General features: G+C 71.6%; 15 protein-coding genes and 1 pseudogene. 4 read left to right on the top strand and 12 right to left on the bottom strand.

What is annotated here, in order from left to right; translation table 11 throughout:
• Positions 1-14: 14 nt before the first annotated feature.
• From QQG74_RS03085 to QQG74_RS03070, 4 genes and pseudogenes are all read right to left on the bottom strand, one after another.
• Positions 15-275, bottom strand: a complete 261-nt coding sequence (locus QQG74_RS03085; protein ID WP_341718777.1) for a superoxide dismutase — start codon at positions 273-275, stop codon at positions 15-17.
• Between the two features lie 5 nt (positions 276-280).
• Positions 281-730 (bottom strand): annotated as a pseudogene (locus QQG74_RS03080) (Fe-Mn family superoxide dismutase).
• 494 nt (positions 731-1,224) lie between these two features.
• A complete protein-coding gene (locus QQG74_RS03075) occupies positions 1,225-1,428 on the bottom strand; it encodes a cold-shock protein (RefSeq protein ID WP_013283833.1) in 204 nt (67 codons plus the stop codon).
• A gap of 323 nt (positions 1,429-1,751) precedes the next feature.
• Positions 1,752-2,048, bottom strand: coding sequence for a helix-turn-helix domain-containing protein (locus QQG74_RS03070; RefSeq protein ID WP_341718775.1), 297 nt, complete (start codon positions 2,046-2,048; stop codon positions 1,752-1,754).
• Positions 2,049-2,700: 652 nt separating this feature from the next.
• On the opposite strand from QQG74_RS03070, the gene QQG74_RS03065 reads away from it, so the two are divergent.
• Positions 2,701-3,957 (top strand): PP2C family protein-serine/threonine phosphatase, encoded by a 1,257-nt coding sequence (locus QQG74_RS03065; protein WP_341718774.1) that lies wholly within the window; start codon positions 2,701-2,703, stop codon positions 3,955-3,957.
• Here QQG74_RS03065 and QQG74_RS03060 read toward each other — a convergent pair whose 3' ends face one another.
• The gene (locus QQG74_RS03060; protein ID WP_341718773.1) at positions 3,958-4,320 is read right to left on the bottom strand and encodes an STAS domain-containing protein; all 363 of its coding nucleotides are present in this window, start codon (positions 4,318-4,320) and stop codon (positions 3,958-3,960) included.
• Between the two features lie 229 nt (positions 4,321-4,549).
• On the opposite strand from QQG74_RS03060, the gene QQG74_RS03055 reads away from it, so the two are divergent.
• Positions 4,550-4,960, top strand: coding sequence for an ATP-binding protein (locus QQG74_RS03055; protein WP_341718772.1), 411 nt, complete (start codon positions 4,550-4,552; stop codon positions 4,958-4,960).
• Between the two features lie 88 nt (positions 4,961-5,048).
• Here QQG74_RS03055 and QQG74_RS03050 read toward each other — a convergent pair whose 3' ends face one another.
• Positions 5,049-7,466, bottom strand: coding sequence for an FtsX-like permease family protein (locus QQG74_RS03050; protein WP_341718771.1), 2,418 nt, complete (start codon positions 7,464-7,466; stop codon positions 5,049-5,051).
• A complete protein-coding gene (locus QQG74_RS03045; RefSeq protein WP_341718770.1) occupies positions 7,460-8,224 on the bottom strand; it encodes an ABC transporter ATP-binding protein in 765 nt (254 codons plus the stop codon). Before QQG74_RS03045 ends, QQG74_RS03050 begins: the two co-directional genes overlap by 7 nt.
• Before the next feature lie 168 nt (positions 8,225-8,392).
• Between QQG74_RS03045 and QQG74_RS03040 the strand changes: the two genes are divergently transcribed.
• Positions 8,393-9,550, top strand: coding sequence for a sensor histidine kinase (locus tag QQG74_RS03040; RefSeq protein ID WP_341718769.1), 1,158 nt, complete (start codon positions 8,393-8,395; stop codon positions 9,548-9,550).
• A complete protein-coding gene (locus QQG74_RS03035) occupies positions 9,547-10,215 on the top strand; it encodes a response regulator transcription factor (RefSeq protein WP_341718768.1) in 669 nt (222 codons plus the stop codon). Before QQG74_RS03040 ends, QQG74_RS03035 begins: the two co-directional genes overlap by 4 nt.
• Positions 10,216-10,299: 84 nt before the next feature.
• On the opposite strand, the gene QQG74_RS03030 is transcribed toward QQG74_RS03035, so the two are convergent.
• From QQG74_RS03030 to QQG74_RS03010, 5 genes are all read right to left on the bottom strand, one after another.
• Positions 10,300-11,034 (bottom strand): serine/threonine protein kinase, encoded by a 735-nt coding sequence (locus QQG74_RS03030; RefSeq protein WP_341718767.1) that lies wholly within the window; start codon positions 11,032-11,034, stop codon positions 10,300-10,302.
• A gap of 158 nt (positions 11,035-11,192) precedes the next feature.
• Positions 11,193-11,636 (bottom strand): hypothetical protein, encoded by a 444-nt coding sequence (locus tag QQG74_RS03025; protein WP_341718766.1) that lies wholly within the window; start codon positions 11,634-11,636, stop codon positions 11,193-11,195.
• A 27-nt stretch (positions 11,637-11,663) separates the two neighbouring features.
• Positions 11,664-12,884 carry a beta-ketoacyl-ACP synthase II gene (locus tag QQG74_RS03020; RefSeq protein ID WP_341718765.1) on the bottom strand — a complete coding sequence of 407 codons (1,221 nt, stop codon included), beginning with the start codon at positions 12,882-12,884 and terminating at the stop codon, positions 11,664-11,666.
• Complete coding sequence (locus tag QQG74_RS03015; RefSeq protein WP_341718764.1) at positions 12,881-13,141, bottom strand: acyl carrier protein; 261 nt, start codon at positions 13,139-13,141, stop codon at positions 12,881-12,883. Before QQG74_RS03015 ends, QQG74_RS03020 begins: the two co-directional genes overlap by 4 nt.
• Complete coding sequence (locus tag QQG74_RS03010; RefSeq protein ID WP_341718763.1) at positions 13,138-14,175, bottom strand: ACP S-malonyltransferase; 1,038 nt, start codon at positions 14,173-14,175, stop codon at positions 13,138-13,140. The genes QQG74_RS03015 and QQG74_RS03010 overlap by 4 nt, the downstream gene beginning before the upstream one ends.
• Positions 14,176-14,205: the final 30 nt, after the last annotated feature.

Raw genomic sequence — 14,205 nt, 5'->3', positions numbered from 1 at the left:
GAGTGGGCATGCCCTCAGCCGGGCGGGGGCGGTGGTGTGGCGGCCACGAGCAGGGCGAGTTCCCGCACCAGGTCGTCCAGGGACTGACCGGTCTGCGCGCGGACCAGTCCGAGGGCGAGGTCGGCGAGAAGGTAGAAGCCGAGCGTGCGGGCCTGGTCGGTGTCGAACGAGGCCAGCAGCGCCTCCGCACCGGCGAGGTCACCGCGGTGGCAGGCTGCGATGACCCCGGCCGCGCGCTGCACGAGGTCGGCGGCGACCGGAACCGGGCCGGTCACGCCGGTCAGAGCTTCGGCGCGGCGGCGCGGGCGGCGTCGAAGCGGGCGGTCACGTCGGCCCAGTCGACGAGATTCCACAACCAGTCGACGTAGTCCGGGCGTACGTTGCGGTACTGCAGTTAGTAGGCGTGCTCCCAGGCGTCGAAGACCAGCAGCGGGGTGGAGCCCTGCCCGACGTTGCCGTGGTGGTCGTAGACCTGCTCCACGATCAGCCGCTGCCCCAGCGGCTCCCAGCCGAGGCCGCCCCAGCCGGAGCCCTGCACGCTCTTCGTCGCCACCGACAGCTGCCCGGCGAAGCCGTCGAAGGAACCGAAGTGCTCGTCGATCGCGGCAGCCAGCTCACCGTCGGGGCGGTCGCCGCCGTGCGGGGACAGGTTGTTCCATCGAGTGCAGCACGTGCCCGGAGAGGTTGAACGCGAACGTCTTCTCCAACCCGACCAGCCCCGCGAAGTCACCCTTGTCCCGGGCCTCGGGGCAGCACGTCGCAGGAGACCGCCACAGCGGTCGATGGAAAAGTAGAGCTGACCAGCACTTACGCACTTCGCTGAGCTTCCGCAGGCGATCACAGCGGCGCGCGTGCGACCGGCGCAGAACCCCTGGAAAGAGAAAAGCCGCAGGTCATCAGCCTGCGGACACAAATGGAGCGGCGGGTTAGGAAACCGATGCTCTATCCCCTGAGCTACGAGGGCGCGAGGGCCCAGTCTAGCGACCTGTGCGTTGCCCGGGGTGGCAGGGAGTGGCCCGCGTTGGCCTGCGCCGTCCCGGCCGGCCGGGGCGGCCGAGGCCCGAATCGATCCAGGAGGAGGACACGGGGGCAATGCTGGGCTGGCTCCACACCGAGATGGCTGGCCTTCTGCCGATCGGACGAGTTTGCGATGTCGTGGTGAGCGCATGAGACGCCGAAGGGCGGCCCGCTGAACCAGTCGGGCCGCCGTTCACAGCATGTGGATCAGAGCGGGCGGATGTTCTCCGCCTGCGGGCCCTTCTGGCCCTGGGTGATGTCGAACTCCACCTTCTGGTTCTCGTCGAGGCTGCGGAAGCCGCTCGCCGAGATCGCGGAGAAGTGGGCGAAGACGTCGGCGCCGCCGTCGTCCGGGCTGATGAAGCCGAAGCCCTTGTCGGCGTTGAACCACTTCACGGTACCTGTAGTCATGTCTGCTCCTTCGCAGGCTGTTAGAGACCGCACTGTGCGGACCCTTACGCCGCCGCGTTGATTACCCGCGTCGAAACGACACGAAAAACGAAAAGCGCCTGAATGGGTTTCAGATGCCCCATCAGGCGCCGGAAGACGTCTACGGAAATCAAAACTGCAACCCGGCTACCGTAGCACATGATCCGTCGTCGGTCCTGGGCACGCCGGCCGGCGTAAGACCGCGACGCCGCGGACCGGCAGCCACGCACAGCGTCCCGGTCGTCGGTCGGGATGGGAAGAGGTGCGAGGGGTGGGGCTGGTCGGTCCTGTCGCCGCGGCCCTCGCTACTGCTTCTCGTTCTGCCGGAGGGCTTCCTCGAGTTGGTCTTCCAGCACGATGATCCGGCAGGCGGCCTCCAGGGCGGTGCCGTCGTCGACCATTTGGCGGGCCCGGGCGGCCAGGCGCAGCTGGTAGCGGGAGTAGCGGCGGTGCCCGCCGCTGGAGCGGTGCGGGTTGATCAATTTCGCCTCGTCCAGGCGGCGCAGGAAGTCCTGCGTGGTGTTGAGCATCTCCGCGGCCTGGCCAATGGTGTAGGCCGGGTAGTTCTCATCGCCGAACATGTCGTCGGGGTTTTGCCCCATGTCACCTCCACGTCGAGGGCCCCGGCGCGTAAGCGCCGGGGCCCAGGGTTACGGGTCAGAACACCATCTACCGACAGGAACGTCGGCTTGTCGTATCCGCACCAGCCGTCATTGACGGCTTCGGGTGCGAGGATCGCATATGCGTGACCGGAGACCACCTCTCGTTCGATGGAAACTGCGGTGTCCGCCCGGCCTGACATGACGGCCGACGGCGGGCGATCCAACGGTGTACGGCCCTCCCTTTCCCTCTGCTACTTCTTTCCCTTGCGGTCGTACGGTCCGCCGGTGCCGGAACCCACGCGACTTCACAGCCCCGACACGTGCGGCGAACATCAGCTGGAGCCCTGAAAGAGCCTTGGCCCCACCTGCACCCGGCGTGTGTCACGCCGGAACTGACGTGCTCTTACTGCCTCTCGGGAGGAACGGTGAAGCATGTTCCTCTCCTCGCCGCCCGTCATGTCCTCACGGCCGGACGGCCCGTCTGCGTCTTGACGGTCCTTTCCTCTCGACTCGAAGAAGACTATGCCATGCCGCAGAAGATGTCTAGCCGTTCCAACCTAGATTTCCTGGCCGCCGGTCATCGGGGTTGTCGACGCTGCGGTGACGGTGGTGGTGCTCGGCGGTGACCGGCCGGGTCTCGTAGGCTCCGACAGTGGAGAGCAGTCGGGGCCAGACAATGGCTGACATGTTGGGTGCGGCGGAGAACGCCTCGCCGGTCGAGGCGGTCGAGGCGGTCACCCGGGAACTCGGTGCGGCGCTGAGGGCACGTGCCGTCGCGTTCCTGATCGCGGACCTCAGCGGCCGGGCGCTGGTCCGGTTGGCCCACCTGCCGCTCCACGGTGCCGATGAGGGACGCCGGAACGGTGACGAGGTCGCCACGGTGCTGCCGTTCGACGGCGGCCCCGCCGAACAGGCGCTGCGCACCCAGACGGTGCAGGTCGTCGCGCAGCCCGACGGGTGGACGGTGTGGGCGCCGGTGACCGGCCGCGATGAGGCGATCGGCCTGTTGGAGATGGTCCTGCCGGGCGAGCCGGATGCCCGTGATCTGGAGGAGATTTCCCGCACGGCGCACGTGTTGGCGTTCGTGGTGATCGCCAACCGGCGGCACACCGACCTGTTCGAGTGGGGGCAGCGCACGACCCCGTTCACCCTGTCCGGGGAAATCCAGCGGCGCCTGCTGCCGGGTTCGTTCACGTGTGAGGCGAGCGCGTTCACGCTGTCCGGCTGGTTGGAGCCCGCCGCGAGCGTCGGCGGGGACACCTTCGACTACAGCCTCGCCCGGGACGTGCTGCACTTCAGCGTCACCGACGCGATGGGCCACGGGGTGGCCAGCGCGCTGACGGCCACCCTGGGTGTGGGCAGCTTGCGCAACAACCGCCGCCGCGCGGTGGGCCTGGTGGCGCAGGCCGAGGCCGCGAACGCCGACGTGGCCGCACACAGCACGGTGCGTGGCAGTTTCATCACCGCGGTGCTGGGCCGGCTCGATCTGCGTAGCGGGGTGTGCGCGCTGCTCAACGCCGGGCACGTGCCGCCGATGCTGGTACGCGACGGGGACACCCGGGCGCTGCCCCTGCCGGGCAATCTCCCCCTGGGCATGTTCGCCGAGTCCGGTTTCCGCGCCGGTGAGGTCACGCTGCGACCCGGCGACCGCCTGGTGGTCGTCACCGACGGCGTGCGGGAACGCAACGCCGCCAGTCTGGATCTGCCGGCCATGCTGCGGTCGATCGCTGGCCTGCACCCGCGCGAGGCGGTCCGGGCGCTGGCCGACGCCGTGCTCGAGGTCAGCGGACCGACACTGGCCGACGACGCCACCCTGTTCATCGTCGACTGGCACGGCAGGCACAGCGAGGACCGGAGTACCAGCGCCGGCGCAGACCAGACGCGCGCCAGCGCCGCGCTGCCCGGCTGACTAGCTGGCTGTCGCGTCCCTCGACGACATGTCCGCTTCGGCCGCCTGCACGCTGCCATAGACGTCAATCACCTGGTCCACCGACGTGACCATCAGGACGCTGTGCACGGCAGGCTGCACCGCGGCCAGGCACAACCGCCCCCCGGCCTCGCGCAACGCCTTGAACATCACCACCAGCGCGCCCAGCCCGCTGGAGTCCATGAATCCCACCCCGGCCAGATCCACCACCACCCGGCGGTCACCGGCGTCGGCCACCCGTTGCAGACCCTCGCGCAACTGCGGGGACGTCGCCATGTCCAGCTCACCGTGCACCTCGAGAACGGTGCAACCACGGCCCGGCCGGACCGACAACTGCAGATCCACCACAACCTCCCGACGCCGATGATCCCCGCTTATCCTATTTTGCCGGCCAGCGAACCACCGCCGGCCGGCAAACCACCGCCGGCCGGTGCCCGCCCAGCCGCTCCCAAACCGTTTCACCTCAGCGACCGCGGGTAGCGCTAATCAGAACCGGAGCATCCCGCCTCAGGGTGTCAGCGGTGGTCCGGCGGGCCAGGTACGGGTCGGGAGGAGTCGCGCGGTGCGGGTGAGCATGACGCTGTCCCTCCCACGCCAACCGTCCTCGGTGACCCGTGCCCGCCATGTCCTGGCCACCCTGCTGAGCCTCACCGACGCCCACGAGGACATCGGGGGCCACCTCGCCGTGCTGATGAGCGAGGCCTGCGCCAACGCGGTGATACACGCCGACGCCGACAGCGACGTCGACATCACCATCAGCATCGACGACGACGTCTGCCTGCTCGAGGTCGGCAACCACGGCCGCACCCCCGACGGCGCTGGCCTCGACGCCGACCTGCCCGCCCCGCTCACCATCGGTGGTCGTGGACTGCCCTTGATCACCGCACTCGCCGACACGGCCACCTTCGTCACCGGGCCACCGGGCCAGGTGCTGCTACGCATCACCAAACACCTCGCCGACGAACGAACACCACCGACCCGCTGACCGGACATGCCACGCCGGCTTCCAGTCATCCGCACCACGGCGAGGTAAGCGGGGCCACTCCACGCTGCCGCCGTGCGGTGGCACGGGTTCACCCCGCAGACCGCGCGGGACGGTGGCGTAGGGACCGCCAGGTGGGCAGCGCGCTGGCCAGCACCGCCAGCAGCAGGCAGAGCCCCACGACCCCGCCGACCACGGACCATGGCAGCACCAGGTCGACCGGTACGCCAGCCTGCTCGGCGAGGCCGGCACGGATACTCAGCAGACCGACGAACGCGACAGCCCCTCCGAGCAGTGCGCCGATCAGCACGACCAGGGCGGACTCGGCCGTGACCAGCCAGATGACCTGCCTGCGGGTCGCACCGGCCAGCCGGATCAGCCGCAGGTCGGCCACCCGGCCGGCGGCGGCCATCAGCAACGTGTTCGCCACCGCGACAGCCCCGTAGCCGGCCGAGACTCCGATCAGCAGCAGCGTGGTGAGCCAGACAAGGCGATCCTCGGCGCGGTCCGCCTCGGCCGCCCACCCGGATACGTCAACGATCCGCGCTCCGGTTGGCGGATCGATCCGGTCGGAGACGTACACCGCGGAGGTGAGCGCCGAGGGGTCGTGCGCCCGCACCACCGATCGGGGCAGGAGCAGGTCGCCGGGGATCGAGTCGTCGGTGACGACCGCGACGACGCGCAGCGACACCACCTCACCGTCAGCGAAGACAAGCGCGTACGGTTCGGTCGGTTGTCTGTTCGCCGAGGCGGGCAGGACCACCGTGTCGTCGCCGCGCAACTCGTCGAGCGAGCCGGCGACGACGGTGAGCGCCCGGTTCGCGGCGGCGAAGCCCGCCGGATCCACGCCGAGCGCGGTGAGTGGCCGGTTCTCCGGCGAGGAGTCCGGGTCGCCTTCGAAGACCGTCGTCGGCAGCAGGGCGGTGCCCCCGGTCGCCGCGACGGCCTGGTCCGACAGGCCCGGTGCGCGGTCGGGTACGACGACCCAGCCGGCGTTTACGTTGTCGGCCCGGGCCGCCGCGTAGGCAGCCGTGGTCGTGCGTACCATCCCGGAGATCAGCACCGCGAACGCGACAGTGAGCAGCACCGGTGCGGCGATCGAAGCCGTCCGCCGGGTCGCGGTCGACGCCCCGGCCCGGACCAGCATCCCGATCGCGCCGCCCTTTCGACGCACCGGCCACCGCAGCAGCCGCAGCAGCGGGCCGATGGCCGTCGGAGCCAGCACGGTGGCACCGGCCACCAGCGCCATCACCGCGTAGAGGGCGAACGTGGCGGCGTCGCGGGCCTCGTCGGACGTCGCGGTGCCGAGGCTGAGAGCGACCCCAGCCGCGACGAGGAGCACCCCGGTGGCGATCCTCAGCCGTCCGATCGGCCGCTGCTCCACCGCCGCCTCGCGCAACGCCTCAAGCGGGCGGACGCGTGCCGCCCGGCGCGACGCCGACCAGACGGCCAGCAGCGCGATCACCGGGCCGGTGATGAAGGAGACCGCGACCGGCCAGGGTTCGTACCGGACGTGGAAGGTCGCCGGCTCAAAGCCGACGTCGACAAGCAGCCGACCCAGGCCCGGGGCGAGCGCCGCGCCGGCCAGGACGCCGACCAGCCCGGCCGTGGCGCCGACGACGAGCGCCTCGGCGTGGACCATGCGGCGGACCTGACGGCCGGTGGCGCCGACAGCGCGCAGCAGTCCCAGCTCGCGACGGCGCTGCGCGACGGTGAACGCGAAGGTGGAGGCGACCACGAAGACCGTGACGAAGCCGGCGAGAGCCGCCGTGGCGGTGAGTACCTGCATGCCGATCCAGCGGGTTCGGGCGTCACCCCGAGGCTCCAACGCGCCGCGGCCGTCACCGGTAAGCGTCTGTCCGTCGCCGCCGACGACACCGCGAGCTGTCTCGGCGACTTCCTCGACGTCAGCGCCCGACGCGAGAAGCAGACCGATGGCCCGGACGCCGGGTGCGAGCGCGGCGGCAACCTCGTCCGCGACGTAGACGCCGGGCGCGTCGACCAGACCGGTGACAAGGTACGGCTGCGGGCCCGCCGCCGTGAGCAGGGTGACCACCCCGCCGGGACGCAGCCCGAGCGTACGGTCGACGACCACCTCGCCGGCCTGCCGGGGCGGCTCTCCGGCCGTGAGACGGAATCCACCCAACCGGGCGCTGGACCAGCCGTGTCCCTGCTGGGCCTCCTCCCGCTGCGCACCGGTGCCCGCAGGGCGGCCGTTGACGAGCGCCTGGGCGTAGAAGGTGCGGTCCGGCACCGCCGCCGTGACACCCGGCAGCTCGGCCAGCCTGCTGGTGAGTTCCGCAGTCCTGGCGGCGGACCAGGGCCGGGTCGGCGCGAACGTGTCGGCCGGCGCACCGGCCTCGGGGCTCTGCACCACGACTGCCGCGTACGCCAGCCGGTTGGGCACCTGCGGACGGCCGGAGGCGAGCAGCAGGGTAGCCGCCGTGACAAGCGTGACGCCGACGGCGACGGCCACGAACGCGCCGGCCGACCGCCGGAGGCTCAGCACGACGGCTCCACGGCGCTTCCCGCCGGGACCGTCTCCCGGTCGGCGATCCGCGCGGCGACGACCGCGGCGGTGATCCCACCGGTCAGCTCGTCCACCACGCGACCGTCGGCGAGCAGCAGGACCCGATCGGCGTACGCGGCGGCGGCCGGATCGTGGGTCACCATCACGACCGTCTGCCGGTGGTCGTCGACGAGTGCCCGGAGCAGCCGGAGGACCTGCCGGGATGCCGCGCTGTCCAAGGCCCCGGTCGGTTCGTCGGCGAAGACCACCGCCGGGCGGGTGATCAACGCTCGGGCCACGGCGACGCGTTGCTGCTCACCGCCGGACAGTTCGCTCGGTCGGTGCCCGGCCCGGTCTGCCAGTCCCACCGCGTCGAGCGCGGCGGCGACGTCCCGGGCCGGGGGACGACGCCCTGCCAGGCGCAGCGGCAACTCGACGTTCTGCGCCGCGGTCAGCGTGGACACCAGGTTGAACGCCTGGAAGACGAAGCCGATCCGCTCGCGGCGCAGCCGGGTCAGCTGGTCCTCGTTCAGGTCGTCGAGGCGTCTGCCGTCGATCGTGACGGTCCCCTCGACCGGCCGGTCCAGCCCGGCCGCGCAGTGCAGCAGGGTGGACTTTCCCGAGCCCGACGGGCCCATCACCGCCGTGAACGTGCCGCTCGCGAAGCTGGTCGTCACGCCGTCGAGCGCCGTCAACTGCCGTGCTCCGGTGCCGTACACCGCCCGCAGCCCGGTCAGGGCCACCGTCTGGGTAGTCATGACCGCCAGGGTGCCGGTTCCGGCAGGTGCGGCGCGTCGTGCCGGTGTGGACATTTGCCGGCCCGACTCTGGGCGGATCCCGGGGCCGGATCGCTGCGGACGTCATGCCCGAGGATGACCGCCCGCAGGTGGACGCGGTCGGCCCGGCCGGCCGATACGCTTCGACAGGTGACCGCCCTTCTGCTGACTCGGCGGCTGCGGCCAGCGGAGCTGGCCATCGTGGACGCCGTGCTCTCGGTGGCGGTCGGCGGGCTGCTCGGCCCGTACGCGGCACTGGAATCGCCGCTGCATGGTGGCGTACGCGAGCCGCTCTGGGTGTCGGTGCTCGTCGGGATGGCCCTCGGGCTGCCGTTGGCTGTCCGGCGGCGGTGGCCGATCACCGTCGCGGTCGTGATCAGCTGCGTCGCCACCGTCGCCCTGATCACCGGCGTGATTCCCAACTATGCCGCCGCCGCGCCCGGGCTCGCCATCGGCCTGTCCGTCTACACGGTGGCGGTGTCGACGGCGATGCGCCGGTCACTGCTCTGCGGCGCCGGTTGTCTCGCTCTGGTGAGCGTCGCCCTGGTGTTCACCGAGAGTGATCTCTGGTCGGGGACCGGCGCGGTCGGCTACGCCGCCGTCATGATCGCGCCGGCCTGGATGATCGGCTGGTTGGTCCGCGAGCGCCGCGCCCTCGCCGCCCGTCAGAGCGAGCACCTGGTCCACCAGGCCGCCGCCGAGGAGCGGTTACGGGTGGCGCGGGAACTGCACGACGTCGTCGCGCACACGCTGAGCCTCATCGTGGTCAAAGCGGCCGTCGCCAACCACGTCGCCGAGGCCGACCCGCGTCAGGCGGGGGACGCCCTACGGGTGATCGAGCGGACTGGCCGCACCGCGCTCACCGACATCCGCCGGGTGCTCGGCGCACTGCGCGAGGACACTCCGTACGCCCCGACGCCCGGGCTGGACGAGCTGCCCGTGCTCGCCCGACAGGCGGCGATCGGCGGTGTCGACATCCGGTTGGACGTGCGGCGGGAGGAACCGGCCGCAGCGGTGCCGGAGTCGGTGGGCCAGGCGGTCTACCGGATCGTGCAGGAAGCGGTGACGAACGTGGTGAAGCACGCGGCGCCGGCCGCCTGCGAGACGACGGTGACCGTCACGCCGTACGAGGTCAGGGTCGAGGTGACCGACGATGGCCGCCGTCCGGTCCTGACCGGCGGGCAGGGGCATGGGCTGATCGGCATGCGGGAGCGGGTGGCGTTGCACGGGGGCGAGTTCCACGCCGGGCCACGCTCCGGTGGCGGCTTCGCGGTGACCGCCAGCCTGCCCTACCGGGTGGCCGCGTGATCCGGGTGTTGATCGCTGACGACCAGGCGCTGCTGCGCGGCAGTTTCCGGCTGCTTGTCGATTCGGCCGAAGATCTCACCACGGTCGGTGAGGCGGGCACCGGCGTGCAGGCCGTCGCGCTTACCGCGCAGCACCGGCCGGACGTGGTGCTGATGGACGTGCGGATGCCGGAGATGGACGGCATCGAGGCGACCCGACAGATTTGCGCCGCCCCGGCCACAACCCGCACCCGGGTCGTCATCCTGACCACGTTCGACCTGGACGAATACGTTTACGGGGCACTGCGCGCCGGAGCCAGCGGATTCCTGCTCAAGGACACCCCGCCAGCGGACCTGCTGACCGGCATCCGGGTGGTGGCCGCCGGAGAGGGGTTGCTCGCGCCGACGGTGACCCGCCGGCTGATCGACGAGTTCGCGCGTCGGCCCGCGCCGGCCCGGCCGCTGCCGCGACGGCTGGCGGGGGTGACCGAGCGGGAACGGGAGGTGCTCACGCTCATCGGCCGCGGCCTGTCCAACGCGGAACTGGCCGAGCACCTCGGTCTCAGCCTTGCCACCGTGAAGACGCACGTCGGGCGGTTGCTGACCAAGCTGGCGGTACGGGATCGGGCGCAGCTGGTGATCGTCGCCTACGAAACCGGCCTGGTCGGGCCGGGCAGCCTGGGCTGAGCCGCCGCCGCAGACCGAACACCCGGGTCGGTACCGACCGGCGTCAGGCGCGGATGGTCGAGGTGCGCGGCGGGTTCTGGCGCCTTACGGGTTCGGCCGGGTGGTACGCCAGGCGGCGGTGAGTGCCGCCACGTCGGGGTATCGGTCGGCGGGTGTCGTGGCGGTGGCGCGTACGGCGACCTGGTGTTGGTGGCGGGAGCCGCGCCAGCCGAGTGGGGAGTCCAAAAGGTGGTGAATGATGCGGCCGAGGGTGTAGACGGTGGTGCGCTTGTCGATGACCGCGCCGCGGACGAACTCCTCGGGGGCCATGTAGCGGCGGGATCCGGGGAGGCGGTCGGTGTCGAGGGTGAACGGGCCGGGACGGTACTCGTCGAGGTCGATCAGGCGCAGCTGGCGGGCCCGGAAGTCGTAGAGGAAGCAGCCGTCGTAGAGGTCGACCGCCACGTAGCCGGCAGCGGTGACAGTCAGGTGAGCGTCGAGGATGGTGTCGATGGCCAGGTCGACCTCAGGCAACGGCAGTTGCTGAAACCGAGCCAGTGCGCTGCGGTCCGAGCCGTGGACGGTGGCGTGGTTCAACACCTTGCCGGCATGCCACGGGTAGACGAGCGTCGGCCCGTCGAGGACGTGCTCGGGGCGCACGATGGCCGGATGCCGGACCACGGCGTGGAACGTCGCGGCCCGCAGCAATGAACGGCGGCCGGGCTCGGTGGTTGCTGTCTTGACGAACCAGCGACGCCCGGCCGCCTCGACGCCGTATGAGACGCATCCGGAGTCCTGGGCGTCGAAGACCACGAACGCGGATTCCAGGCGTAGTTCCACCCGGGCAGAGTAGGCCGCGAAGGCACGGCAGGGGCGTCGGGTCAGCTGTTCCGGCGGGTGCCGCGCAACGCATAACCGGCAGCGCCGGTGGCCGCGCAGGCGATGGCGGTGGTCAGGGCCGCAACGCTTTCCGCCGGTTGACCGGCCCAGGTACGCCGTCAGCGCTGTAGACCCCACCCCCAGTTGCGGCAGTCGGCGTCGCAGTGGGCGATGCCGATCGTGGAGACCTCGGTCGCCGACAGCTCGCGACTCGGGCGGTCGGCGTCGGGTGCAGCGGCGTTCGTCCGCTCGTAGCGCAGGGTGTGGACGTAGCCGAGCCGACTGTTCGGCGCTGGTTGGTGGACCACCACGAACTGCCCGTTCGCGCCGTCCTGGGCCGCCTCGAGGATCAGTCGTCGGAGCAGCTCCACCCCGTCCTCGTCGGCGCGGAGCCGCTCGACCCCGGCTTGCTGATCCGAGGTCAGGGTGAAGTTCCGTTCGATAAGCGAGGTCAGGTCACCGTCGAGCAGGTCACCGCGCTCCGGATGGGCGGCCTGAACAGCGAGATCGTTCAGTTCCACCACGAGTGCGCTGGGGCCGAAGCGGCGTTGGTTCTTCGTCATGTCTCTCCTCCGGAAAAAGTTGTCGTCCTACCGGCCGAACACCAGGGCGCAGTTGATGCCGCCGAGTCCGATCGCGTTCGACATCGCGACCTCGGTCTTCTTTTCACGCGCCCGGTGTGGAACACCGTCGATGTCGCAGCGCGGATCGGGCGATTCAAGGTTGATCGTCGGGGTGATCCAGCCGGTGGCGACGGTGAGCACCGCCACCGCAGCCGCCAGCGCACCGGCGGCCCCCAACAGGTGCCCGGTCATGGACTTGGTCGACGAGACAGGTGGCGGAGCGCCGCCGAACAACGTCCGGATCGCGTGGACCTCGGCCACGTCCCCGACCGGGGTCGAGGCGGCGTGCGCGTTGACGTAGCCGATCTCGGCCGGGGTGACTCCGGCGGCCCGCACCGCCCGTTGCATGGCCCGCAGAATCCCCGCTCCCTGCGGGTGGGGCGCCACCGGGCTGTAGGCGTCCCCGGCCTCCCCGTGGCCGAGGACCTCGGCAAGCACCGGTGCACCACGGGCCCGCGCGAACTCGTACTCCTCAAGCACCAGGACCACCGCCCCTTCGCTGAAGACGAAACCATCCCGGTCACGGTCGAACGGCCGGGACGCCGCCGCCGGGTCGTCGTTGCGGCGGGAGAGCGCCCGGGCGGCGCAGAACGACGCCATGAACAACGGGGACAGGGCGGCGTCGGTGCCGCCGGCCACCACGACGTCGGCTGCATCGAGCCGGATCAGGTCGAGACCGCGTGCCACCGCCTGGGCACCAGTGGCGCAGGCACCGGCCGGGCACTCGACCGGGCCGGTGAAACCGAACGCCATCGACACCAGGGCAGCGGCGGCGCTGAGGGAACCGGAGCTGCTCAGGTGGGGCAGTACGGCACCGGCGCCACGGGTCCGCAGGGCCACCGCATCGGTCTCTACCCGGCTCAGACCTCCGTACGCGCTACCGAGGACGACGGCGGCGCGGTCGCCGTCCACGTCGGCCGGGGCGAGCCGGGCGTCGGCGAGCGCCAACCGGGCCGCCTCGTGGGCGAGCAGGCTGAACCGCTCGGCTCGGCGGGCCGGCGGGTGGACGGCGGCAGGTGACGCCTGGTCCACCTGCCCGGCGATCCGGGAGGAAAGCACCGACGGGTCGAACCGGGTGATCGGCCCGATGCCCGCCCGGCCGGCGACGAGCGACGCCCAGAAGTCCCGACGGCCGGTACCGACCGGGGTCACCGGGCCGATGCCGGTCACGACGGCCCGCCGGGTCACGGCGTCAGCTTGCCGGCGACCACGTCGACCGCGCCCTGGACGGTCGCCATGTGGCCGATCTCCTCGTCCAGGACGGTGATGCCCAGCCGTTCCTCCAGAATGGCGATCAGGGTGAGCAGGTCGAGCGACTCGAGACCCAGGTCGTCGAAGACGTGTGCGCCAGGTACGACGCTCTCGGCAGGTACGGCGAGTTCCTCGGCGAGGATCTCCACGATGTGGCCCAGGATCTCCTCCTGAGCACAGGTCGGGCGGGTCATTCCAGGTGACTCCTTGTCTGGTGCGGCTCGGTGTGGCGAGGGATGCCGGGGTGGTAGGGGCGACCGGCCGGCGCGTCGGCGTCCGCGGCGACCGCCGCCAACCGGGGCATCGGTAGCGCCGGCAGGTCGACCCGGCAGGTCTCAGCCAGCAGGCCGAGCAACGCTGGCGGCGAGTCGGTGCCCACCTCCAGGACCCGCCGATAGCCGTCGGCGAGGGCCCTCGTCACGGCCTGTCGGAACCGCACCGGCTCGGTCACCGCGCGAACCAGCAGCCGGCGTAGCTCGTCCGGGTCGTCGACCGGTGCTCCGGTCACGGTGGAGTAGTACGGCACCGCTGGCCGGTGGAGCCGGACTCGTGTCACCACCTCGGCCACCCGCTCCCGTACCCCGGCCATGGCCGGGGAGTGGGCGGCGAACGGCACCGGCAGCAACCGGGTTCGTCGTGCCCCGCGACGCCGGCACTCGCCGGCCACCTCGCTCAGCAGTCGACGCTCGCCGGTGAGCACGGTCTGGGTGGGGCTGTTGTGGGCGGCGACGGTCAGCAGTCGTGGATCCGAGGCCCGGGCCTCGCACACCTCCCGGACGGCCGCCTCGGCCAGCCCGATCACGGCGAGCATCCCGCCGGTGCCGTCGGCGGCGTCGGCCATCGCCTGCCCCCGGGCCACGGCCACCCGGACCGCGTCGCGGAACGACCAGGCCCCGGCTGCGACGAGTGCCGGGTACTCGCCGAAGCTGTGGCCGAGGACGCCGCCCGGCGTGCCGCCCTGCCGCCGGCAGGCGGCGACCGTGGCGACCGCGGCGGCCAGCATGGCGGGCTGGTCGAACGCCGGATAGGGGCCGGTGGCGACTCGGCTGGCGGCTTCCGCAAACGTCCGGGCCTGCGCCATCAGGGCCGGCAAGGCGGCGAGGCCGGTTCCGCCCCGCCGCGCCCGGACGCCGTGCCCGGCGAAGAGCCAGAGCGCGTCGTTCCGGCTCCGCCCGGTCTCGCGACGGTCCGGCCGTAAGCTGACCTGCCCGGTTGCGCCTACCCCCATGACCGCCATCCGTCACGTGTCGCCTTTGTC

The sequence above is a fragment of the Micromonospora sp. FIMYZ51 genome (genome assembly GCF_038246755.1).
Classification (GTDB): Bacteria; Actinomycetota; Actinomycetes; order Mycobacteriales; family Micromonosporaceae; genus Micromonospora.
This window is presented reverse-complemented; position numbering and strand designations above follow the sequence as displayed.